At 65.4% G+C, this 20226-nt stretch carries 25 protein-coding genes and 1 pseudogene; 16 read left to right on the top strand and 10 right to left on the bottom strand.

What is annotated here, in order from left to right; all coding sequences use genetic code 11:
• Window positions 1-13 precede the first annotated feature (13 nt).
• The 3 genes from AC5RTS_RS08415 to AC5RTS_RS08405 all read left to right on the top strand — a co-directional run bounded on the left by AC5RTS_RS08415 (window position 14) and on the right by AC5RTS_RS08405 (window position 1879).
• Window positions 14-310, top strand: a complete 297-nt coding sequence (locus AC5RTS_RS08415; protein WP_493991617.1) for a hypothetical protein — start codon at window positions 14-16, stop codon at window positions 308-310.
• Window positions 311-447: 137 nt separating this feature from the next.
• A complete protein-coding gene (locus AC5RTS_RS08410; protein WP_493991616.1) occupies window positions 448-1140 on the top strand; it encodes a hypothetical protein in 693 nt (230 codons plus the stop codon).
• A gap of 151 nt (window positions 1141-1291) precedes the next feature.
• On the top strand, window positions 1292-1879 hold the full coding sequence (locus AC5RTS_RS08405) for a DUF3060 domain-containing protein (protein ID WP_493991615.1): 588 nt from the start codon (window positions 1292-1294) through the stop codon (window positions 1877-1879).
• Between the two features lie 33 nt (window positions 1880-1912).
• Here AC5RTS_RS08405 and AC5RTS_RS08400 read toward each other — a convergent pair whose 3' ends face one another.
• The gene (locus tag AC5RTS_RS08400; RefSeq protein ID WP_493991614.1) at window positions 1913-2731 is read right to left on the bottom strand and encodes a MerR family transcriptional regulator; all 819 of its coding nucleotides are present in this window, start codon (window positions 2729-2731) and stop codon (window positions 1913-1915) included.
• A gap of 135 nt (window positions 2732-2866) precedes the next feature.
• Between AC5RTS_RS08400 and AC5RTS_RS08395 the strand changes: the two genes are divergently transcribed.
• The 3 genes from AC5RTS_RS08395 to AC5RTS_RS08385 all read left to right on the top strand — a co-directional run bounded on the left by AC5RTS_RS08395 (window position 2867) and on the right by AC5RTS_RS08385 (window position 4527).
• Window positions 2867-3262, top strand: coding sequence for a VOC family protein (locus AC5RTS_RS08395; protein WP_493991613.1), 396 nt, complete (start codon window positions 2867-2869; stop codon window positions 3260-3262).
• Between the two features lie 101 nt (window positions 3263-3363).
• On the top strand, window positions 3364-3906 hold the full coding sequence (locus AC5RTS_RS08390) for a hypothetical protein (protein WP_493991612.1): 543 nt from the start codon (window positions 3364-3366) through the stop codon (window positions 3904-3906).
• A gap of 150 nt (window positions 3907-4056) precedes the next feature.
• Window positions 4057-4527, top strand: a complete 471-nt coding sequence (locus AC5RTS_RS08385) for a hypothetical protein (protein WP_493991611.1) — start codon at window positions 4057-4059, stop codon at window positions 4525-4527.
• On the opposite strand, the gene AC5RTS_RS08380 is transcribed toward AC5RTS_RS08385, so the two are convergent.
• Both AC5RTS_RS08380 and AC5RTS_RS08375 read right to left on the bottom strand, forming a co-directional pair.
• Window positions 4520-4990 carry a hypothetical protein gene (locus AC5RTS_RS08380; RefSeq protein ID WP_493991610.1) on the bottom strand — a complete coding sequence of 157 codons (471 nt, stop codon included), beginning with the start codon at window positions 4988-4990 and terminating at the stop codon, window positions 4520-4522. The genes AC5RTS_RS08385 and AC5RTS_RS08380 overlap by 8 nt on opposite strands.
• Window positions 4987-5565 (bottom strand): chloramphenicol phosphotransferase CPT family protein, encoded by a 579-nt coding sequence (locus AC5RTS_RS08375; protein ID WP_493991609.1) that lies wholly within the window; start codon window positions 5563-5565, stop codon window positions 4987-4989. The genes AC5RTS_RS08380 and AC5RTS_RS08375 overlap by 4 nt, the downstream gene beginning before the upstream one ends.
• A 118-nt stretch (window positions 5566-5683) precedes the next feature.
• Here AC5RTS_RS08375 and AC5RTS_RS08370 point away from each other — a divergent pair, with 118 nt between their 5' ends.
• The gene (locus AC5RTS_RS08370) at window positions 5684-6265 is read left to right on the top strand and encodes an RNA polymerase sigma factor (RefSeq protein WP_493991608.1); all 582 of its coding nucleotides are present in this window, start codon (window positions 5684-5686) and stop codon (window positions 6263-6265) included.
• The gene (locus AC5RTS_RS08365; RefSeq protein WP_493991607.1) at window positions 6253-7287 is read left to right on the top strand and encodes a CU044_5270 family protein; all 1035 of its coding nucleotides are present in this window, start codon (window positions 6253-6255) and stop codon (window positions 7285-7287) included. The genes AC5RTS_RS08370 and AC5RTS_RS08365 overlap by 13 nt, the downstream gene beginning before the upstream one ends.
• Window positions 7288-7313: 26 nt before the next feature.
• Here the strand turns inward: AC5RTS_RS08365 and AC5RTS_RS08360 are convergent, their stop codons facing one another.
• Together AC5RTS_RS08360 and AC5RTS_RS08355 are read right to left on the bottom strand one after the other, a co-directional pair.
• Window positions 7314-8000, bottom strand: a complete 687-nt coding sequence (locus AC5RTS_RS08360) for a hypothetical protein (RefSeq protein WP_493991606.1) — start codon at window positions 7998-8000, stop codon at window positions 7314-7316.
• Between the two features lie 316 nt (window positions 8001-8316).
• Window positions 8317-8502 carry an FAD-dependent oxidoreductase gene (locus tag AC5RTS_RS08355; protein ID WP_493991605.1) on the bottom strand — a complete coding sequence of 62 codons (186 nt, stop codon included), beginning with the start codon at window positions 8500-8502 and terminating at the stop codon, window positions 8317-8319.
• Between the two features lie 454 nt (window positions 8503-8956).
• On the opposite strand from AC5RTS_RS08355, the gene AC5RTS_RS08350 reads away from it, so the two are divergent.
• The 3 genes from AC5RTS_RS08350 to AC5RTS_RS08340 are packed head-to-tail and all read left to right on the top strand — an operon-like array spanning window position 8957 to window position 10998.
• Window positions 8957-9655 carry a histidine phosphatase family protein gene (locus AC5RTS_RS08350; RefSeq protein WP_493991604.1) on the top strand — a complete coding sequence of 233 codons (699 nt, stop codon included), beginning with the start codon at window positions 8957-8959 and terminating at the stop codon, window positions 9653-9655.
• Window positions 9656-9670: 15 nt separating this feature from the next.
• Window positions 9671-10231: a DUF3090 domain-containing protein gene (locus AC5RTS_RS08345; RefSeq protein ID WP_493991603.1), complete on the top strand. Its 561-nt coding sequence runs from the start codon at window positions 9671-9673 to the stop codon at window positions 10229-10231.
• Window positions 10231-10998 (top strand): SCO1664 family protein, encoded by a 768-nt coding sequence (locus AC5RTS_RS08340; protein WP_493991602.1) that lies wholly within the window; start codon window positions 10231-10233, stop codon window positions 10996-10998. The genes AC5RTS_RS08345 and AC5RTS_RS08340 overlap by 1 nt, the downstream gene beginning before the upstream one ends.
• A gap of 117 nt (window positions 10999-11115) precedes the next feature.
• Here the strand turns inward: AC5RTS_RS08340 and AC5RTS_RS08335 are convergent, their stop codons facing one another.
• From AC5RTS_RS08335 to AC5RTS_RS08325, 3 genes are read right to left on the bottom strand one after another with little or no spacing between them, the layout of a single operon-like run.
• Window positions 11116-12621, bottom strand: coding sequence for a tripartite tricarboxylate transporter permease (locus AC5RTS_RS08335; protein ID WP_493991601.1), 1506 nt, complete (start codon window positions 12619-12621; stop codon window positions 11116-11118).
• A gap of 1 nt (window position 12622) precedes the next feature.
• Window positions 12623-13195 carry a tripartite tricarboxylate transporter TctB family protein gene (locus AC5RTS_RS08330; protein ID WP_493991600.1) on the bottom strand — a complete coding sequence of 191 codons (573 nt, stop codon included), beginning with the start codon at window positions 13193-13195 and terminating at the stop codon, window positions 12623-12625.
• Window positions 13195-14151, bottom strand: a complete 957-nt coding sequence (locus tag AC5RTS_RS08325; RefSeq protein WP_493991805.1) for a tripartite tricarboxylate transporter substrate binding protein — start codon at window positions 14149-14151, stop codon at window positions 13195-13197. The genes AC5RTS_RS08330 and AC5RTS_RS08325 overlap by 1 nt, the downstream gene beginning before the upstream one ends.
• 297 nt (window positions 14152-14448) lie before the next feature.
• Here AC5RTS_RS08325 and AC5RTS_RS08320 point away from each other — a divergent pair, with 297 nt between their 5' ends.
• The gene (locus AC5RTS_RS08320; protein WP_493991599.1) at window positions 14449-14808 is read left to right on the top strand and encodes a universal stress protein; all 360 of its coding nucleotides are present in this window, start codon (window positions 14449-14451) and stop codon (window positions 14806-14808) included.
• A gap of 136 nt (window positions 14809-14944) precedes the next feature.
• On the opposite strand, the gene AC5RTS_RS08315 is transcribed toward AC5RTS_RS08320, so the two are convergent.
• Window positions 14945-15343, bottom strand: coding sequence for a GNAT family N-acetyltransferase (locus AC5RTS_RS08315; RefSeq protein WP_493991598.1), 399 nt, complete (start codon window positions 15341-15343; stop codon window positions 14945-14947).
• A gap of 210 nt (window positions 15344-15553) precedes the next feature.
• Between AC5RTS_RS08315 and AC5RTS_RS08310 the strand changes: the two genes are divergently transcribed.
• Entirely contained in the window at window positions 15554-16198 is a 645-nt protein-coding gene (locus AC5RTS_RS08310; RefSeq protein ID WP_493991597.1) for a TetR/AcrR family transcriptional regulator, read from the top strand.
• Window positions 16199-16235: 37 nt separating this feature from the next.
• Here AC5RTS_RS08310 and AC5RTS_RS08305 read toward each other — a convergent pair whose 3' ends face one another.
• Window positions 16236-17039, bottom strand: coding sequence for an alpha/beta hydrolase (locus AC5RTS_RS08305; protein WP_493991596.1), 804 nt, complete (start codon window positions 17037-17039; stop codon window positions 16236-16238).
• 66 nt (window positions 17040-17105) lie between these two features.
• Here AC5RTS_RS08305 and AC5RTS_RS08300 point away from each other — a divergent pair, with 66 nt between their 5' ends.
• The 3 genes and pseudogenes from AC5RTS_RS08300 to AC5RTS_RS08290 form a co-directional block, all read left to right on the top strand.
• Window positions 17106-18491 carry a flavin-containing monooxygenase gene (locus AC5RTS_RS08300; protein WP_493991595.1) on the top strand — a complete coding sequence of 462 codons (1386 nt, stop codon included), beginning with the start codon at window positions 17106-17108 and terminating at the stop codon, window positions 18489-18491.
• A 1-nt stretch (window position 18492) separates the two neighbouring features.
• Window positions 18493-19317, top strand: coding sequence for an SDR family oxidoreductase (locus AC5RTS_RS08295; RefSeq protein WP_493991594.1), 825 nt, complete (start codon window positions 18493-18495; stop codon window positions 19315-19317).
• A gap of 52 nt (window positions 19318-19369) precedes the next feature.
• Window positions 19370-19620, top strand: a pseudogene (locus AC5RTS_RS08290) (protein kinase family protein); the annotation flags it as partial.
• Between the last annotated feature and the right edge of the window lie 606 nt (window positions 19621-20226).

Here is a 20226-nt window from a genome sequence, read left to right as displayed (position 1 = left end):
AGTACCGGAGCAGATGCCTACCCAAGCCCCGTCAGCCGCTCCGGCGGATCCGTCGTCGGCACCTCCGCGGTTCATGGCGGAAGCACCCGAGGTGAATATCTCCACACCTGAACAAGCGATTGAAGTTATTCAAAGGGCCGATAATTACAACCCCGATCTGACGTACGTGGCCTCACCCAATGAATACGGGACCTTCGACGTTTCAGTGCGCTCTTTGTCTCTGCAGGCCCAGGGCGGATCAGGAGCCGTGGAAGTCTACGAGGTCAGGCCCGACGGGAATTTCTTTCCTAAGTCGGTCATCCAGCGATAGGCATACTCCGTTACCCGAGACGGCACGGATGACGGTGGACCCGCGTGAACCAGCATGGGGACTGCTCAGCCATGGGTGGTTCGAGGCCGGACGCCCCCGTAACCGGCACCGGCATCGAAGCCGATAGAGTACGGGCCATGAAGTCAGAGGAGGCCGCGGCGCGTCAGCACCCCTGGGCCGTTGCCGCGGTGTGCGTCATGGTCACCGCGCTGACGCTGCTGCTGTTCGGACTGACACAGGTGCCGCTGTTCCAGATGGTGCCCGGTTATGCGGCCGCCTACCTGCTGATCGGTTTGTGCATCTTCGGCCCCTTGGGAAAGCTTCCACTGCTGCGTCAAACCGCGGTTTTTGTCCTGCCCGGCGTCCTGCTTGTGGCCGTGGCGCTGCTGGACCTGGGTCTATGGGCCGGCGGCTGGCTGCTCGGCCTTCCGGCATGGGGCATCCTTGTGAGCCGGTGGACACCAGGAAACGCTTTCAGGGTTGGGCGGGTTCTGATGTTTCTCGGGCTTCTGGGGCTTGGTTTGGCAGCCTTCACCCTCAACATGATTTACCCGATTCTCATTCCGGGGCTGTTCCTGCTGCCGCTTATTCCGCTCGTCCGGCCGGCATTTCCGGCCTACCGGGTCGGCTTGCCGCAGGGGTCGGTCGAGGCCCTGCTAGGGATTTCCACCGTTGCTGTTGCCTTCGCCATTCCGGCCCCTGAAGGTTCGTGGGCACCGCCCTGGACCTATGCCAGTGGGGCTGCCGCCGTCGGCCTGTTGCTTTCGCACTGGACCCGGAGCTCCCAACGCTCACGGCCCCTGGCGCCGACGCACGGTTTTCCGGGCTGAGCGTCGCCTTTTACCGGAGAACCGTGACTGACCGGCTCACGTTCCCGCACACTGAACAGGCAAGCGGAAAAGCCCCACACGAGGAATCGTTCGAACAGCTCCCCCGGGGCAGGCCATTACACACCAGCCCGCCTAGCTGAGGAGAACCCGCATGTACCGTAAGTCCCGCATCGCCGCGCCCGTGCTTACCGCCGTCGTCGGCCTGACGCTGATCACCGGGTGCACCGCGGACCCGGCACCGGCACCCGAGGAAACCGGAACCGCATCCTCCACCGCTGCCGGGACACCGGAAAACACGGCATCGGCCTCCCCCACGGATCCAAGCGCGTCAGCGGCACAGTCGTCCTCCGGTGCGGCGATCACCCTCAGCCGCGGGCAGGAACACCGAATTACGGAAGCGAACGCCAGCGTCAGCATTACCTGCTCCGATGGCGGGGACATCGACGTCGAGACCAACGGCGTCACTGTACGGACCACCGGCCCGTGTGAAGACATCGACCTCCACGGCAATGACAACTCCGTCAGCGGAGAGGACGCGGAAAGCCTCGACGTCGAGGGAAACAACAACTCTGCCAACCTTCGCAATGTGCCCGACATCGACGTCGACGGCACCGCGAACACTGTCAGCGTGGAGCAGACCGGTGACATCGACGTTGAAGGGGAGAACAACAGCATCACCTACACCTCCGGTGATCCCGTGATCGAAACCGAGGGAACGAACTCGGTCTCCGCCCGATAAGCACGGGCGCAGACAGAGTCCCACCCTCGTAGTTCACGCTGCGGCGGCAAGCTCTCCGGCCAGTTCCAGGCAGCGCAGGCGGGCCGGGGAGTAGTCGTAGGGCATCATGCCGACGGCGTCGATGAGGCTCACGCACGCTTCCCGGCTGCCGGCGTCGTCCTCACTTTCAGCGCCGGCGGGGTGCAGGGCATCCCAGGAGTCGAACAGCGCGTCGTCTCTCTGCGCCTGGCCGGAACTGAGGATGGCGGCGTCCAGCTTCCCTTCAAAGGCGTGCCGGTCGGCAGCGGCCTGCGCCACGCGGGAGTCGTCGACGGGGACCGTGTCATCGAGTGCTTCCTCGGCGGCCTCCACGCGGTCGGATTCCTCCCGCAGGCCCGGGTGGGCGGCCATGACGGTGTAACGGCCGGCGTTAACAGCCGCACCCAGCGGCCCGAAGATCCGCTCCATGACCAGCAGGCTGTCCAGATCCGCTTGGCGCAGCCAGCCCTCCGGCAGCTCCTTGAGACGGCCGGCGACGACGTCGGAGAGCAGGCCCGTCCGGCCCTCCACGGTGCGCATGCGCTTTACGACGACGGCGGCATCGCGGCCGTCGTCGCCACCGGCGGCAGCCTGGTCGGCAAAGACTTCACGAATGTCCTCCACAGCCATCCCGGCGTCGACCATTTTGCGGATCCACAGCAGCCGGATCATGTCGCCGTAGCCGTATCCGCCGTCGTCGCTGCCTTGTGCGGGCTCTGGCAGCAGGCTAATCCGCTGGTACTGACGGATCGTTTCCGGTGCGGTGCCGGCGAAGGATGCCGCGTCAGCGATCCCAACCTGGCGCGGCGGAAGCGGGACAAGCGATGACTGCATGTGCGGGGCCTTCCATAACGGGGCGGGACGTCACGCCCGGACTTCCTGACGGTGCAACCTTTCGCATGACATTACCGGGCGGGGGGCACCCGGCTCCCGCCGAACTGCGCTCTGCCGCTTGGGTAGCCTTCATATATGACTTCCCCCGCTGCCGCCCACATCAGAATTGCCCGGCCCACCACGGATATGGATGCCGCCATACGTTTCTGGGTGGAAGGGTTCGGCATGACACTGGAAGGGCGGAAGCCCAGTAACACCGGCACCACGGAAGAGCTGGCGTTCATCGGCTGGCCGGGCGGGAATTGGCATCTCGAGCTGGTGCTGGACCGGGAGATTGTGCCCGCCCCCAGCGAGGAGGACCTTCTGGTTCTGTATCTTGAAGGTCCGGTTGAGGACCATCTTTTGGAACGTATTCAGAAGGCCGGCGGACGACGGGTGAGCGCACGTAACCCGTATTGGGACGAGCATGGGGTCACCATCGCCGATCCCGACGGCTATCTGGTGGTCCTGTCCACGCGTTCCTGGGGCTGAAGCCCAACCGGCTCTCCGGCTTATCGTTCGCTTTGCCATCTCCGCCAGAACGTTGACCACCGCTTACCCGGACAACTCACCTGCCTGTATAGAGTGCACCCATGAACGCTCCCACAGAACGCACGGAGTCACTCAATCCGGATCCGCGTGAAATCGCTGCTTTTATTCAAAGCGTGGCTGAATCGCCCTGGCCCTCGGCGGACGATCAGTTCTCCAGCTACTTTGAGGACCTTGGATGTGAGCTCGGACGCGCGACGCATAACGACGACGACGCCGCGTTAGGAGTGACTCGGGGATCCTTCGTGACCCGCCGCTTCACGACGAAGAACTCTTCCTGGGTCGCCCTCGATGGGTCCCTTTTCAGTTTGAACCTGTTCGCCTACGAGGATGCGGTGGATCTGGTCACCGCCGTCGACGCCGGTTTTGACCGTGTGAGGAACCATCTCGTCAGCATGTACGGGCAGCCGTTCGATGAACAACTGTCCCCGCAAGCGAATCGTTCTGCTGCCTGGCTGGTGCGTGAGACGGTCATTGAACTGTATGCACACGTTTCGCTGGCTCCCGCACTGCAGATTGGCCTGGGCCACAAAACACGCAACGCCGTCTACGAACACCGTCTCCTTCAAGTCCCAGACAAGCAGTAACCCTAGGCCTTTCAGCCAGATGCTCGAGCAACCCCAGGGGCCGGGATAAGCGATCCGGCGCGGCTCCAGTAAAGGAGAGCATCCGGCTGCTCGACGCGCGGGAGATCATTGGCTACATTGTCACCACCGTCTAAGAGTCCCGGGGGAACCGTGAAAATATCTGCTATTAGCCCTGCCCTCGCCCTGCTGCTCCTCACCACCGGCTGCGCTGCGGCCGCCACGGGGGCCGAGGCTAAACCGTCCACTCCTCCGGCGACCGTCGCACCCTCCGTCGCAGCAGCGGGTGAGGATACTGAAGAGCAGTCGTGCCTCAAGCTCCTCGGTAAGGACGGTCAGGGACCCCTGAGCGAGGTAATCTCGGCGGTGAGAATCGGCGACGGTACAACCGGCGTCGAGATGAGTGCCGACGATGCACGGCCGCTCCACAACGAAGTCCTCGCTATTGCCGAAGATGCTCCTGCTGACATCGCTCCGCTGGTGAAGGAGTTCTCGTCCCCCACGGAGAATGTCCTCCGGAAGGCCGAGAATCCAGACGTATCGTGGGACTTGAACGCTGAGTCCTGGACCGCGGCCGCCACTGAACTCCAGACCCTGTGCGAACCCTACGGGCCCGTCAGCTAGGACCTGGACCCGGGAGAACACCTGTGCTCGCCCGGCGCGGGCGGTCTTCGGCACCGGTCACTTCCATGCGGACGATCATCTCGACAAGGGCGTCGAGGGATCCGCAGCATCTCTCCACCTCGGGCAGGTGGTAGAACGAGCTGGTGGTTTCGAGATCCTCGATCTCGTCATCCGGCGAATGCAGGATCGTCCGCTTCCCCCGAGCGATCGCCATCCCGAGCTCAACATGCGCGCTCTTCCCGCCTGGCAGGAGGATGACGACGACGTCGGCACTCAGCACTGCATCTTTTTCCTGCTGTCCGATGGCACGCAGGTCAGCGAGAGTAACCGGACCCGCATCGTGCGCTGATGCATTCTGCGTCCAGTCGTATGTGTTGATGTAGCCGTTGGCTTCCAGGCCCTGGGCGACATACCGCACGCTGACCACGTTGCTGAAGCTCGACGCGACATAGAACCGTTTCACAACATCTGTCTCCCGTCCCCTACCCCCGCGGGCGCGAGCCAGCCTGCGACGTCGTTTGCACACTCGTCAGCCGAGCGGTTCGTGGTGTCGACCTCAAAGTCGTAGATGACCCCCTCGTGGACGCTCAGGGCCTGTGCCTCTGCCATTCCTTCTGTCCGGTCAGGCCGCTGTGCTTCCCGGGATGCGGCCACCTCGGGAGCACAGTGCACTCCCACCCAGACCACGCTCATGCCGGCAAACAATGCCCGTAAACGTTCCTGTCCGGCGCCGCCGGAGAGCATCACCTCATCAAGAATCAGCTGTGCCCCCGCCGCGGCCATACTGCGCAGCCCGGCGTACCAGCTGTGTTCCATGGCCCGGTACTCAGCGCTCAGGGTGATGGTGCCGCCCTGCTCGTAGGTGATTCCCGCCCGCGGACTGTCACCCCGGCCGGGAAGTGCCTCAATAAACGTGTCAACGCCAAAGGTCAGCCAGAGGCCGGGAAGCATTTGCTGGAGCGCGCGGCTGATGGAGGACTTCCCGGAACTCGAGCCTCCGTTCAGCACGATCACCTGGGGATTCAGTGGGGACTGCATTCCCTGAGCGTAACCAAGAATCAAAGGCCCACGTGCGAGAGGTTATGTGTACGCTGCTTTCATCCCTCGAGAGGAAAATACCCGTGAACCCTTATTCCGTTTCCGGGCAATACATAGTGTGAGCACAGAAACGGACGGCGACATCATTCGCCGCGCACGGGAAAACCCGGCGTTGTTTGGGGAACTATATGACAGGCATGCCGCGGTGCTTTACCGGTATGCCGCCCTGCGGGCCGGAGAGTTCGCAGCAGATGATGTCATCGCCGATACCTTCCTGATCGCGTGGGAGCGGCTGGAAAGCTATGACCTGGCCTATGACGATGCGCGGCCATGGCTCTTCGGTATCGTCACCAATCTGCTCCGTCGGCATCACCGGACCGAAGCCCGGATTCTAAAGGCTGCCGCCAAATCCGCCCTGCGAGATTCCGTGGCCGATGAATCCGACCGGGTGGCGGCGGAAACGGACGCGCTGGCCGCGACCGGACAGATTGCCCTGGCCTTGAAGGCGATGCCTGCGATCGACCGGGACACGCTGCTGCTCTACGCCTGGGGCGACCTGACCTACGAAGGCATCGCCGCGGCCATGGACGTACCCGTCGGTACCGTCCGCTCCCGTTTGAACCGAGCCCGCCGCACCCTGCGGACCGAGCTGGCTCCTGCCCGGATTGAAGACATAGGAGAAGAAGCATGGACGAGATGACACTGCTCCGGGAAATGCGCCGCAACACCACCGATCCGTTGCCTGCAACCCTGGACCGCCACCGCCGTAAGGTAATGGCGGGTATAGGGGCCCTGCCCTCCGGGACAGAAACCGTGCGGCCAAGGCGCGGCCAGGGAAAGGTGCGCAGCCGCATTGCACTGATCGCTGCCGCCGCCGCCTTTCTCGCCGGGGTAATGGTGACGGCCGACGTCGTCCTGCCGGATCGCGCGCGCCTCAGTGCAGAAGCCGCACAGGTACTCAACGCTGCGGCTGAAGCATCCATCAGGACCGCTGATCCCGTTCTTTTGCCCGGCCAGTACCTGAAGATTGAAATCAAGGAGCAGGGACTGGCCGGCACTGTTGTCGACGGTTCACAGCTCCAATGGGAGGTGATCACCGGCAGCCAGCTCTACATTCCGGCGGACCCTGCGGATGAATGGGTGTGGAACCGGGAAGACCGGATTCCGAGTGAGTCGGCGCCGGAGGTAGTAAAGGAGGCCCATCGCCTCCAGCCGACCGTGGATCCCAAGAGCTACGCCGAGTTGGTGGGAGTGATCCGCGCCCCGGGTGGGGACTTCTACAACACTGGTTACACGATTCTCGGCGCGCCGTTGGCCGATACGAGCAGCCTGCCCCGTGACCCGCAGAAACTGCTGGACCTGGCCTACGAGCGAACGAAGGACCGCAAGGATCCGGATATCAAGGCTTTCGAGGCGATCGTTGAGGCGTTGCGCACCGGCGCTGTTCCGGCGGATCTGCGGGCCGCACTGTACCGGGCCGCCGCACTAATTCCCGGCGTCGACGTGCTCGACGGAGAGACCACCGTGGACGGCAGAATAGGGATTGCCATCGGTATCCCGGGTCCGGGCGGCATATCCCGCAGTGATTTGATTATTGATCCGGACTCGGGCCTGGTCATCGGCGAACAGGTGGTCCTGCTGCAGGATTACGACGGCGCCGAGGCCGGCACCGTGGAGATGTGGCGGTCAGTGCGTACTTCCGTGGTGGATTCGGCCCCATAGGGACGTTACCCCGCGGAGCCTGGCCGTTAGCTTCGGGTTGTAAACCGGACCTGGATCCGTTGGAGTTCAGCGCGTGGAAGGACGGCAGTCACGACGCCGCCGCCTGCGAGCCGGGCTCCGACGCCGTACACGAACGGGTCGGTATCGACCTCTGCACCGGGTACCTCGACGCCGTTGATAACGGTGCTGGCCCGGCCGTTGACCATTCGGCCGGTTACAACGGGGGCATGCTGCTCCAAGGGATCGCCGCCGGGCCAGAGCTCTTCCCGGTACTGGTTCATGAGGATGTAGTTGACATGGTCGGCCAGGAGGCTCTGAACCGAAGAGCGCTCGGACCGTTCGCGGTGCCAGGTGGTTCGCACGGCCTCCCACAGCTGCGGATAACGCATCCGCTCCACCTCCTCAATCAGCCATTGGGGCCGGGGCCATGGCGGCACTTCCTCGATTGCCCTGCGGGTCTCCTCGTCGAGGTCCGCGAGGTTCACCGGGTCGGAGCGGTCATCCGGGTTGCGCCAGAGCGTGTAGGAGATGCTTGCTGTCATTTCGCTGTACCCGCGGTAATCCAGAACGGACATCACGCTGACGGAGTCCGTGTCCTCCAGCGACGGCTGGGGCATAAGTCCCAGCACCGGAATGGGCATGCGCTTCAGGTTCTCCACCCATTCAGCACGGGGGTCGGGGGCGTCTTCGGGCAGAATGCCAACCACTCTCATGCCCAGACTATGAACCACACGAGGGCACCTGTAAACGGGTGCCAGTGGCCTAGTAGTGAGCGGACAGCAAAGGTCAAAAATGACCCGACTGGACGCTTTTCTTTATCCGTTCGTCGAAGGTGGTGTCCATCGCCCGGCACGTTGAGCTGCTTTCGCCATCGCCGCGGGCGGCATCGCCCTTAGCAGCGCATTGCGCATTCGGACGGCCAAGGGGGAAGATGTCTGGGCAACCTCGCCCATGAGGCGCGACTGTCGCCAGATCGGAGTCGCCCGTTTCCGGCGAAGGGCACTGTATCGAATGAGCGCGGTGTCTAGGTCACCGTCCCGCAACAGCGGCGTCGAGCGCCAGGAACGCGTTGCCGAACAGGGTCAGACCTGCCCCAACAGCGGCAGGCTCGGCGCGTTGCTCGTACACAACCACCTCGTGCCCGTCAGCCGCCAGCGCTACGGCGGCCGTCAGGCCACCGATCCCTGCTCCGATGATCCCCACGCGCCATGCCATGGCGGCCAGTCTACGGAGGCAACTACTTGTTCCTCAGTCCCGCGACTGGCGCTTTTCGGTGGTGACAAACCCTGCTTCACCCGAGTTTGATGAGGTTTTGGGACGTGCTGAGGACGACCCAGCATCCGACGGCCACATTAGTGGCGGTCTTACTGCCACGCGGGGCTGCCCGCATCCTGCTCATGATCAGAACGGTGCACAGCATGAGGCCAAGGGTGCTGGATGTGACCACGAGAGCCTCAGGCCATCCCCACGGCACCACCGCTCCCCCGGGAATGACAATCAGAAACATAACTAAGCACACCCATGGAAACCAGCGGCCATCAGTACGCGCGCGGTCCTGCGCATCGGCTGCGGCTTTGAGTGAAGCAGCGCCATATTCTGGTTCGGTCATGGTTCCGCATCCGTCCGCCTGCGTCCGCGCCGCCGTAGGGCAGGTGACTAGGCTGGGGGCATGGCAACAGTAATCCTCGTGCGGCACGGCCGCACCACCGCCAACGCCTCCGGGCTGCTGGCCGGCCGCACCCCCGGCGTCGAACTCGATCAGGTGGGCCGCGACCAGGCCGCCGCCACCGGTGACCGGCTCGCCGTCGTTCCGCTCATCGGTGTGGTGTCCAGCCCGCTCGAGCGCTGCCGGCAGACCGCGCAGTTCATCCTCGACCGCCAGACCGGCACACCGCACACCCCGGTCGAGGACGGCCTCACCGAATGCGACTACGGCGCCTGGCAGGGCCGCACCCTCGGAGACCTGGCCAAGGAGGAACTCTGGAAAACGGTGCAGTCCTCACCCTCCGCCGTCACCTTCCCCGGCGGCGAGTCCATGGCCGCGATGCAGGCCCGCTCGGTGGCCGCCATCCGCCGGCACGACGCCGCGTTCGAGGCCGAGCACGGGCCGGGCGCCGTGTGGGCGGCGGTGAGCCACGGGGACATCATCAAGTCGGTCCTCGCGGACGCGCTCGGCATGCACCTGGATATGTTCCAGCGCCTCAACGTGGGTCCGGCGTCCGTGTCCATCGTCCATTACGGCACCGGGCGGCCCACCGTCCTCGCCACGAACACCGACGCCGGCGATCTGTCCTGGCTGGCGGCGCACGCTCCCTCGGAGGATGCGCCGGTGGGCGGCGGCGCCGGGCAGGCACCGCCGGCGCAATGAGCCTAGAGTAGTTCCATGCCTACAACCGTTCACGATTTCGACTGGCCGGACCGCGTTGTCATCGGCACCGTCGGCGTCCCGGGCCAGCGCACCTTCTATCTGCAGGTTCGCACCGGGAAGCAGATGGTCAGTATTGCCCTGGAAAAACTGCAGTCCGCCCAGCTTGCCGAGAAGATCGATGAGATCCTCGACCAGCTGATGACCGTCGACGGCAACCCCTTCCACGTTCCCGCGAGCACTCCGCTGGAACTGGTGGACAATGACGATCTCGATCCGGTGGAGGAACAGTTCCGCGCCGGTGTGATGAGCCTGGGCTGGGACCCGACGACGGCGCAGGTGGTCATCGAGGCGTACCCGCTCGGCGAGGTGGATGAGGACGACGACGGCCTCCTCGAGGATGACGACGACGAGGCCGACGACGCCGAGGAGGTGCTGCGGGTGCGGATGCCGGTCGGCACCGCCCGGGCCTTCGCCAAGCGCACCCGCGAAGTGGTGGGCGCCGGGCGTCCGCTCTGCGTGATCTGCGGCCAGCCGATGGACCCCGACGGGCACATCTGCGAATTCCCCGAGCCCTGATGCCGGCTCCGGACCTGGGCACCGGCGAGCTGACACTCACCGGCCGGCTCACGACGGCGTCCAATGCCACCTTCCTGGGCAGCATCGGCGACGCCGCGGTGGTCTACAAACCGATTGCCGGCGAGCAACCGCTCTGGGACTTTCCCGACGGATGCCTGGCCCACCGCGAAGTGGCGGCCTATCTGGTCTCCGAAGCGCTGGGCTGGAACATCGTGCCGCGCACCTGGCTGCGGGACGGGCAGTTCGGCGAGGGCATGGCCCAGCTCTGGCAGGAGACCGACCCGGAGCAAAACGCCGTCGATCTGGTCCCGGAGGAGGACGTGCCGGACACCGGGTGGAAAGAGGTCCTGCAGGGACAGGACGACACCGGCCGGATTGTCTCGCTCATCCATGAGGACACGGCGGTGCTGCGGCGGATGGCGGTGTTCGACGTCCTGGTCAACAATGCCGACCGCAAGGGCGACCACGTTCTGGCGATGCCCGGCGGGCACCGCTACGGGGTGGACCACGGGCTGACCTTCCATCAGGAGCACAAGCTGCGCACCGTGCTGTGGGGCTGGATCGGGGAGGCGCTCAGCGCCGAGGAACTCGCCGGCATTGACCGGATTCTCTCGGGACTGGACGACGAGCTCGGCCTGCAGCTGGCAACGCTGCTCACCGCCGACGAGATTGCGGCGTTCGCCGCCCGCTGCACCCGGCTGCGTTCAGCCGGGATGTTTCCGGCTCCGACCGGCGGCATGCCGGCGGTACCCTGGCCGCTGTTCTGATCCTCCGCTGCACTGCTATTGCACGGCACCAACATATTGCACCGCACAAACGCATGAGGGGCCCTGCCAATCGGCAGGGCCCCTCACGGTTTGTTCCGCAGTTCCGCAGCGAAGGAGTTACACGTCCTGCCGGGTTCGGTTCATGATCTTGGACCGCAGCGTCAACGCCAGCACAACGAGGAGCAGTGCGTAGAGCACCAGCGGGATGGGTCCGGTGACAAACACGGAGTAATCACCGTTGGAGGAGAGCAGCGCGTCCCGCATGCTCGTTTCCGCCAGCGGACCCAGCACCACACCGATCATCAGCGGAGCCAGCGGCATCCCGTGACGGCGCATGAGGAAGCCGACCAGGCCGAGGCCGAGCAGCATCAGCAGATCGAACACCGCCCCGGACGTGGCGTAGACACCCAGACCGCAGAAGACCGTAATCCCGGCGTACAGGTACGGGGCCGGGATGAGGAGCAGCTTGGCCCACAGCCCGGCGAAGGGCAGGTTGATGATGAGCAGCACGATCATTGCAATGAAGAAGCTGGCCAGCAGCGCCCACACCAGGTCCGGCGAGCGGTCAAAGAGCAGCGGGCCCGGCTGCAGCCCGTACTGCTGGAACGCGGCGAGCATGATCGCCGCTGTCGCCGAGACCGGCAGGCCCAGCGCCAGCAGGGCTCCCATCGCGGTGCCCGTGGTGGCGTTGCCCGCAGCCTCCGGAGCGGCCAGGCCGCGGATGGCGCCCTTGCCGAACTTCGGCTCCTTGCGGCGGCGGTCAATGCGCCGCTCCACGTCGTAGGAAATGAAGGTCGGAATCTCGGACCCGCCGGCCGGGATAACGCCGAAGGGCAGGCCGATGGCGGTGCCGCGGGCCCATGCCGGTGCTGCCTCCTTCAGCTCGGCGCGGGAGAGGAAGGGCCGGCCGGCGGAGCTGATGCGCTTGCCGGTCGGATCGCGGCGGATCCTGGAGGCGATATGGAATACCTCGCCCAGCGCCAGGATGGCTACGGTGACGGTAATCAAGGAAATGCCGTCAAACATCTGGGGCGCACCGAAGCTGAAGCGTTCCGCACCCGAGAACGGATCGATGCCCACCGTGGCGATGCCAAGACCGATCACCAGTGCCGCGAGGCCCTTCACTACGGAGTCCGAGACCACCGAGGAGGTGGCGACGAACGCGAACAGGGCCAGTGCAAAGAACTCGGCGGGGCCGAAGTTCGCTGAGAAATCCGCGAGTGCCGGAGCCAGGAAGACGACGAGGACGGAGGCGATCATGCCGCCGATGAAGGCGCCGATGGCCGCGGTGGCCAGCGCCTGCGGGGCCCTGCCGTCCTTGGCCATTTTGTGCCCCTCGAACGTGGAGGCGATGGCCGAAGCCTGCCCCGGGGTGTTCATGAGGATGGCCATGGTGGAGTCGCCAAACATGCCGCCGAAGTACACGCCGGCGAACATGATGAACGCGGCCGTCGGGTCGAGGGCAAAGGTGATGGGCAGCAGCAGGGCCACGGCCATCGAGGAACCGAGGCCGGGCAGGACGCCGACGGCAGTGCCCAGCAGGCAGCCGACAAGCACCCACAGCAGGTTCATCGGGGTCAGTGCGGAAGAGAAGCCTTCCGCCAAGAGGTTGAGTGAATCCATGTTAGAAACCGCCTCCAAGAATGCCGGAGGGAAGGTTCAGTCCCAGGCCGACCGAGAATGCCAGGTAGATTGCGCTGCTGATCAGCAGGGCGAATGAGACGTCGAACAGCGGGCGGCGGCTGCCGAAACCCTTGGCCACGAACCAAAACAGCAGGGCGGCGCCGATAATCCAGCCCAGTGTTTCCAGGGTCAGGGCGAACAGCAGGAAGCCTCCGGCCGACCAGAGGACTGCGGACCAGTCCGTGAAGGTTCGGTAGGTCCGTGCGGAGGTCTCGGTGGGATGTTCCGGCGAGCGCACGTAGTGCAGCGCCAGCAGCACGGCCAGGACGTACCCGGCAACCATCAGGATGCCGGGGAAGAACCGCGGACCGGGGAAGTCCACGCCCTCCCCCACGTCCATCGTCAGGATGCCGACCAGCAGATAGGTGCTGAAGAGCACCATGAGCAGGGACAGGAGCAGCCCGCTGCGGCCGTCCCACCATGAGGTCCGGCCGGCCGGCGTCGTCTCTGACGTGCTTGTTTCGGGCCGCTGCGGTTCCGCCATGCCGGCGGACGGGGACACTGGAGTACTCATCAGCCGATCTCCTTCACGAGTTCGCCGATGCGCTGCTGCTCGGAGATCATGAATTCATCGAACTCGTCTCCGGACAGGTACACATCGACCCATTTGTTGCGCTCCACGGCGTCCTTCCATTCAGGGGTCGCGATGGTTTCCTCGATCAGGGTCCGAAGCTCCGTGAATTCCTCATCCGTGATGCCCGGAGGAGCGAGGATGGCCCGCCAGTTGGCCAGGTCCACCTCGTAGCCCTGCTCGGTCAGGGTGGGGATGTCGACGCCGTCCAGCCGCTGCGGGGCGGCAAGCCCGAGTGCGCGCAGGCGTCCGGAGTCAATCTGGTCCTCCACGTCCTTGTACCCGGATGTGGCGGCCTTGGCGGTATCCGTGATGAGTGCCTGGGCTGCCTCGCCGCCGCCGGATTTGGGAATGTACGTGGTGTCGGAGGGGTCCACGCCGGCAGCTAGCGCGAGTTCGGTCATGACCAGCTGGTCAAAGGTGCCGCCGCCGGTCCAGGCGATCGCCGCCGGGTCGGCCTTCCATGCCTGCACCAGGTCATCGAGGGTCTTGTATGGGGAGCTGGCCGGAACCACCACGACGTCGTACTCCTCCACCACGCGCGCGATGGGCCGCACGTCGTCGTGCGTGACCGCGGAGTCCAGCTGCGCGACGCCGGCGACCAGGCCGGCGCCGGTGACCATCAGGTTGTTGGCCTGCCCGGACATGGTGGAGAGCTGGCCGAGGCCGATGGTGCCCGCAGCCCCGGGGATGTTCACTACCTGGGTGTTGTTCACCAGGCCGTTGGCGCGCATGGCCTGCTGCTGCTCGCGCATGAACATGTCCCAGCCTCCGCCGGCACCCGCGGGGGCAATCAGGGTGAGATTGGCACGAATGTCCGATCCGCCGGAAGCGGACTGGATGGAAACGAAGGTGGCCAGGCCGATCGTGGCAGCAGCCACGATGCCATAGACGGCCATAAAGACCGGATGCTTGCGACGTGCGCCGGACCCGGCTCGATCTGGTGATGAGCTCACGAAATCAACTGTCCTTAGTGGGGGTGGTAGAGACTAAAAGCCGGCCGGTACTCAGCGTTGAGCCGACCACCTAATGACCCTAAGTGATCTGCGTCATATTGAGGGAGTCGGTCTGCTCGCCCCGCTTAATAAATTGCCGAGGTTTTGCTTTTTTCTACTTGGCGTGGAGAACCTGAAGGACAAATTCGCTCCCAAAGGTGAACCGTCGTCCTGTTTTACCCCTCCTACCCCGGAGTATTCATGACCGTCATTGTTGCCCGCACCAGCACCCCCGAGGGCGAAGCTGCACTAGCCGCCTCGCTCGAAGAAGCCCGACGCCGTCAGGAGGACCTGGTGGTTTTCAATCTCGAGGGCACGCAGCTTGATCCCGAGGGCACTGAGCTCCAGGGCGTTCCGGTCACCTACCGGCTGCCGGATGCCCGTGACCGCGATGCCGTGGGAGATTTCCTCAACGCCGCCGAAGAGGTCGGCGCCTCGGCCGTAGTGATCGGGGTGCGGCACCGCAGCAAGGTGGGCAAGTTCCTGCTCGGCAGCGCGGCGCAGCAGATCCTGCTCGAGGCCAATGCGCCGGTGATTGCGGTGAAGTCCCCTCAGTCCTAGGGAACAGGGAACGACGACGGCGGGACGCCGGAACGGCGGGCGGCAGGAACACTGCGGCAGGAACACCACGGCAGCCGCCGTGCTTTCCCGACCAGCTCCACCGCCGTCACGTCCGGCCGTCGCGGTTTTTGATCGATCATTTCCCTACCGGCTTCCGCATCTGCGTGGAGACGGTCTCATACCCCAGGGACTCATACAGGTCACGGGCCACGGTGTTGTAGCCGAACAAGTTGAGGCCCAGCGTCACAGCGCCCTGTTCGGCCGCGGCACCCTCCGCCAGCTGCATTGCGGCACGGCCGTAGCCCTTGCCCCGATGGCCATCATGAATCTCGATATCCGACACCCACCACGCGTCTGCGCTGTCTTGTGTTTGCGAAATCCAGAGGTACCCGACGATTGTGGACTGTCCGTTGTCATCGCGAGCGACGACGTCGTACACCAGGTGTGCCCGGGCGCGATCTTTCCGTCCGGGAACGAGCCGCCATCCCGGCCCGCGCTTTTCGGGCCGCCACTTCAGCGGATTCGCCTGACTCAATGCGTGATTGCTCGTAGCTCCGGCGGGTTTCCTCCAGCCATGCGGGGAGTCTGTCGGCCGGCATCGCACGCAGTTCAATGGTCATTCGATCACTCTAGGGCGGTGTGCCACGGTGCGGGGCCAAGGCCCTGCCTCCCGCGTCCGCGTCCGGGCCGGGCAAGGACTCTGGGAGACTGGGGCTGACGGTGAGCGCAAGCGGGAGGACATTGGATGCCGACGACGACGTGGGAGCGGCTGCCGGAGGCCCGGCGCAACGCGGTGATCAGCGCGGCAGAGGATGAGTTTTCCCGGCACGGCTTCTCCGGGGGCAGCCTGAACGTCATCGCCCGCGAAGCGGGTGTCGCCAAGGGCAGCCTGTTCCAGTACTTCCGCGACAAATCGGACCTGTACGCATACCTGTCCGAGCGCGCCAGCGTCCGCATCCGGGCGGACATGGAGGTGGTGATCCGGTCCCTCGACTGGAGCCGCGGGTTCTTCGTTCCGCTGCGCGAGCTGGTGGTGCTGTGGGAGGAGTACTTCCATTCCCACCCCCTGGAGCTCGCCATGACCGTGGCGGTCAACGTGGAACCGGAGCGGTCCGCGCGGATGGCGGTCCGCCAGGTCGCCAATGAGCACTACGCCGCCGTGCTGCGGCCGCTCTTGGCCGGCGCTTCCGAACGGGGTGACCTGCGTCCGCAGGCAGACCTCGAGGCTTTCCTCGCCCTGTTGCTGGTGCTGCTGCCCCACATCGCACTGGCCCCGCACAGCCCGGGCCTGGATCCGGTGCTGGGGTTGAGCAGCACGGCCCGGCGGGAACGGCATACCGCCGTCGAGCGTTTGGTCGCGGTGCTCGAGGCCGCGTTCGGTCCGGAATAACCCCGACGGGGTGTGGCCGCCCGCGATCCGGCGGTAGTCAGCGCGGCGGCAGCTGGGCGAGCCAGCCGGTCATCGCCTCCAGGGGCGCGTGCCACCCGCGGTCGAGCATCAGGTCGTGGCCCAGGCCGGGGAAGGTGAGGACGGGGGCTGCGTAGCGGGATGCGGTGCGGCGCACGTCGGCCAGCGGCACGAGGGCGTCATCCGGAGTGGCGAGCACCAGCACCGGTGCGTCGCCGCGCGGCTGCCCCGGCGGCCGGTGCATCAGCAGCTGGTACTGGGCCAGCGGCGACTCCGGCCCGCACCGGTCGGCCAGCCGCTGGGCTTCGGGGCCGGGGAGCTGGTTGAACAGGTACTCCGGGCGCAGCGGCAAGGACCGGCCGAGGAACAGGCGGGCCGCGTCTCCGGGGTGGCGGCGGGCAATCGCCAGCAGGGAGCCCACGGCAGGGTGGGCCGGTACGGGAGCCACCAGGACACCGGCCCGGGCGGCGTACCGGGCCAGCGCCAGCTGCACCACGAGCCCGCCCAGGGAATGTCCCACCAGCACCGGACGCCGGGGCAGGCTGGCTGCCGTGTGGACGACGTCGTCGACGTAGTGGCTCAGGCGTGCCGTCCGCAGCGGCCCCCGGCTCGTGCCGTGGCCGCGCAGCGAGACAGCGTAGGCCGGATGGCCGGCAGCGGCCGCAGCCTCCAGCCAGTGGGACCAGCACCACGCTCCGTGTCCGAGCCCGTGCACGAACAGCAGCGGCTCTTTCTCCGGCACACCGGGTGCCGGAAGCGAGTGGAGCAGCTCCAGGCCGCGGGGACCGGTGCTGCGTGTCGGAGTGTTGATGTTGATCGTCACAGTCGGGCAGTCTACAGTGACACACATCACATGACCACCGGTCATATTCACAGCCCTGGAGCGCCAATGACGACATTCCACAGCACGTCCTCCGCAGACAATCTCAGCCGCAGCGACCGCGGGCGCGTGTGTATCATCGGCGCCGGCTCCTCCGGCATCACGGCCGCCAAGGTGCTCCACGAACGGGGACTGGACTTCGACTGCTTCGAGCTTTCCGACCGGGTGGGCGGCAACTGGGTATGGGGCAACAGCAACGGCGTGTCGGCGTCATACAAGTCCCTGCACATCAACACCTCCCGCAGCCGGATGGAGTTCAGTGACTTCCCGATGCCGGAGACCCTGCCCAACTTCGCCCGCCACGACCAGATCGCCGCGTACTTTGACGCCTACGTGGACCACTTCGGGTTCCGGGACAAGATCACCTTCACCACCGGCGTGGAGCAGGTACGCCCGCTCCCCGGCGGCGGCTTCGAGGTGCGACTGGACAGCGGGGAGACCCGGTTCTACGGCTCGGCCATGGTCGCCAACGGCCACCACTGGGACCCCCGGATGCCGGAGCCCGGCTTCCCCGGCACGGAGACCTTCACCGGCGAGCAGATGCACTCCCACGACTACAAGGACGAGCAGCAGCTCGTCGGCAAGAGGGTCGTGGTGCTCGGCATGGGCAACTCGGCCATGGACATCTGCACGGACGCCAGCTATCACGCGGCCGAGACTTACCTTTCCCACCGGCGCGGGGTGCACATCATTCCCAAGTACGTCTTCGGCAAGCCCTATGACGAGATCGCCGGGAATGAGAGGATCCCGTCCTGGGTCCGCTGGCCCGTCGCCCGGCTGCTCATGCGCGCCGCCACCGGTCCCATGTCGCGCTACGGCCTGCAGGAGCCCGACCACAAGTTCGCCCAGGCCCACCCGACCATGTCCAGCCGGGTGCTCGACCGGCTGGCGCACGGCGCCGTCGTCCCCAAGCCCACCATCCAGCGGTTCGACGGCGACGACGTGGTCTTCGCCGATGGAAGCCGCGTCGCGGCCGATCTGGTGGTCTACTGCACCGGGTACAAGATTTCCTTTCCCTTCTTCAGCCGTGACTTCCTTGACCCCGGCGGAGACAACGAGGTCAGGCTCTACAAGCGGATGTTCCACCCCACGGTGCCCGGACTGTATTTCATCGGACTGGTCCAGCCGCTCGGGGCGATCATGCCGATCTCGGAGCGGCAGTCCGAGCTCGCCGCAGACCATCTCCAGGGCCGCTACGCCCTGCCGGAACCGGAGGAGATGAACGCGGAGATCGGCCGCCACCGGAAGGCGGTCGCCAAACGGTACGTCACCAGCAAACGGCACACCATCCAGGTGGATTTTGACGATTACATGCGTGCCCTGCGCACCGAGCGTCAGGCCGGGGCGCGGCGCGCCGCAACTGCCCAGGCCGCATCCCACCGTGTGGCGGCCTGACATGGCCGGGACTGAGCAGCACTCACGCCGCGTCGCCGTCGTCAGCGGTGCCGGCCGCGGCATCGGACACGCCACCGCGGCCCTTCTGCTGCGCAACGGATGGCGGGTCGGTGCCTTCGACTTCGACACCCAGGGCCTTGCTGACCTCAAGGACATCGCTGCAGCGCACGGCACGACTGTCGTCACCGGACCGCTCGATGTCTGCGACCCCGTGCAGTGGCGCGACGCACTGGCCTCCGTGTGCGAGGACCATTTGGACCTGCTGGTCAACAACGCTGGGCTGCTGGCTGCCGGGCCGTTTGTCGATACCGATCTTGAACGGCACCGGGCACTCGTGAACGTCAACGTTCTCGGCACCATCAACGGCGCCCACACTGCGTTCCCCTACCTGAAAAACGCCGTCCGGCCGGTGCTGCTCAATCTGGGATCCGCTTCGGCCATCTACGGGCAGCCTGATCTTGCCACCTACTCGGCCACGAAGTTCGCGGTCCGCGGGCTGACCGAGGCGCTGGAACTGGAATGGGCGGAACATGGCATTGCCGTGCTCGACCTGTGGCCGCTGTTCGTCAACACCGGGATGGTCAAGGGCGTCAGTATCGGAGCCATCCAGTCGTTCGGCGTGCGGTTGAACGAGACCGACGTTGCTGCCGCCGCTGTCGCTGCCGTGGAACGCAGCATCAAGGCCCGCAACCGGAGGTGGCCCCGGAACGTCCACCGCGCCGTCGGCATTCAGGCCCGCGTCCTCGCTGCGACGGCCCAGATATCTCCGAACTGGGCCAACCGGCTCCTCACCGAGCGCCTCACCCGGCGTCGGGATGCCCGCTGATAGGTCCCGGCGGCATGAACGTTGGCAGAAGCTATAAACGTCTGAACCTGCCATCCTGGTGACCGCCGAACTGACGCTCACCAGCCGCAATACGACGGCGTCCTACGCCCCCTTCCAGGGCAGCATCGGCAGTGCCGCCGTCGGGTACAAGCCGATTGCCGGCGAGCAGCCGCTGTGGGACTTTCCCGACGGAAGACTAGCGCATCGCGGGGTGGCGCCTATCTCGTCTCGGAGGTGTCGGGCGGGAACATCGTGCCGCGCACCCGGCAACGGGACGGACAGTTCGGCGAAGGCATGGGTCAGTGCTGACAGGAGACCCACCCGGAGCAGGACCTGGTGCCGACCGACAAAATGCAGAAATATACTTTCCGTCGCATTGCGGGCTATTATCCCGGGAAGAATTCCAGAAGCCGCAGAAGAGCGTCCGCCACGCCTAGGAGGCGCCTTAGCAGTGGTAGCCACCAAAATTTACACGTGTTGACGTGGGTCGCGCCGAGTAAATCAGTTCTGGACGGGAAGCGACGGCGCCTAGGGCCAGACTGAGTCCCGCCACCGCGCCAAGCCCGCAACCGGGCATCGCACATGGATGGAGAACCAACGCACCGCCTAGGGATAGCCCGAAGCCGCCGCTGCCGGTGCCAGGGCAGAACGAGTATGGAGAACAGCGCCCAACAAGCGCCTGCTATTGAGGCACCTGCACGGATTGCAGTAATGATGACGAGCAAGGTTTCAATGTTCACGGGTCGAAACGCTACGGACCATCCGGGCAAGGAGTATCGCCCCTAAGATGCAGACGTAGATATCTTTGAGTCTTCTTTTTCAGACTTCGCCTAGCCGCTTCCTCCTCCCTGAACGACATACAGGTGAGCCGCTACCGAGCAGAGTCAGCAAGGGCCCCCGTATCTGTGC

The organism is Arthrobacter sp. MDT1-49-2, assembly GCF_059090185.1.
The sequence above is the reverse complement of the archived record's forward strand: the minus strand, read 5'-3'. Positions and strand labels throughout refer to the sequence as shown.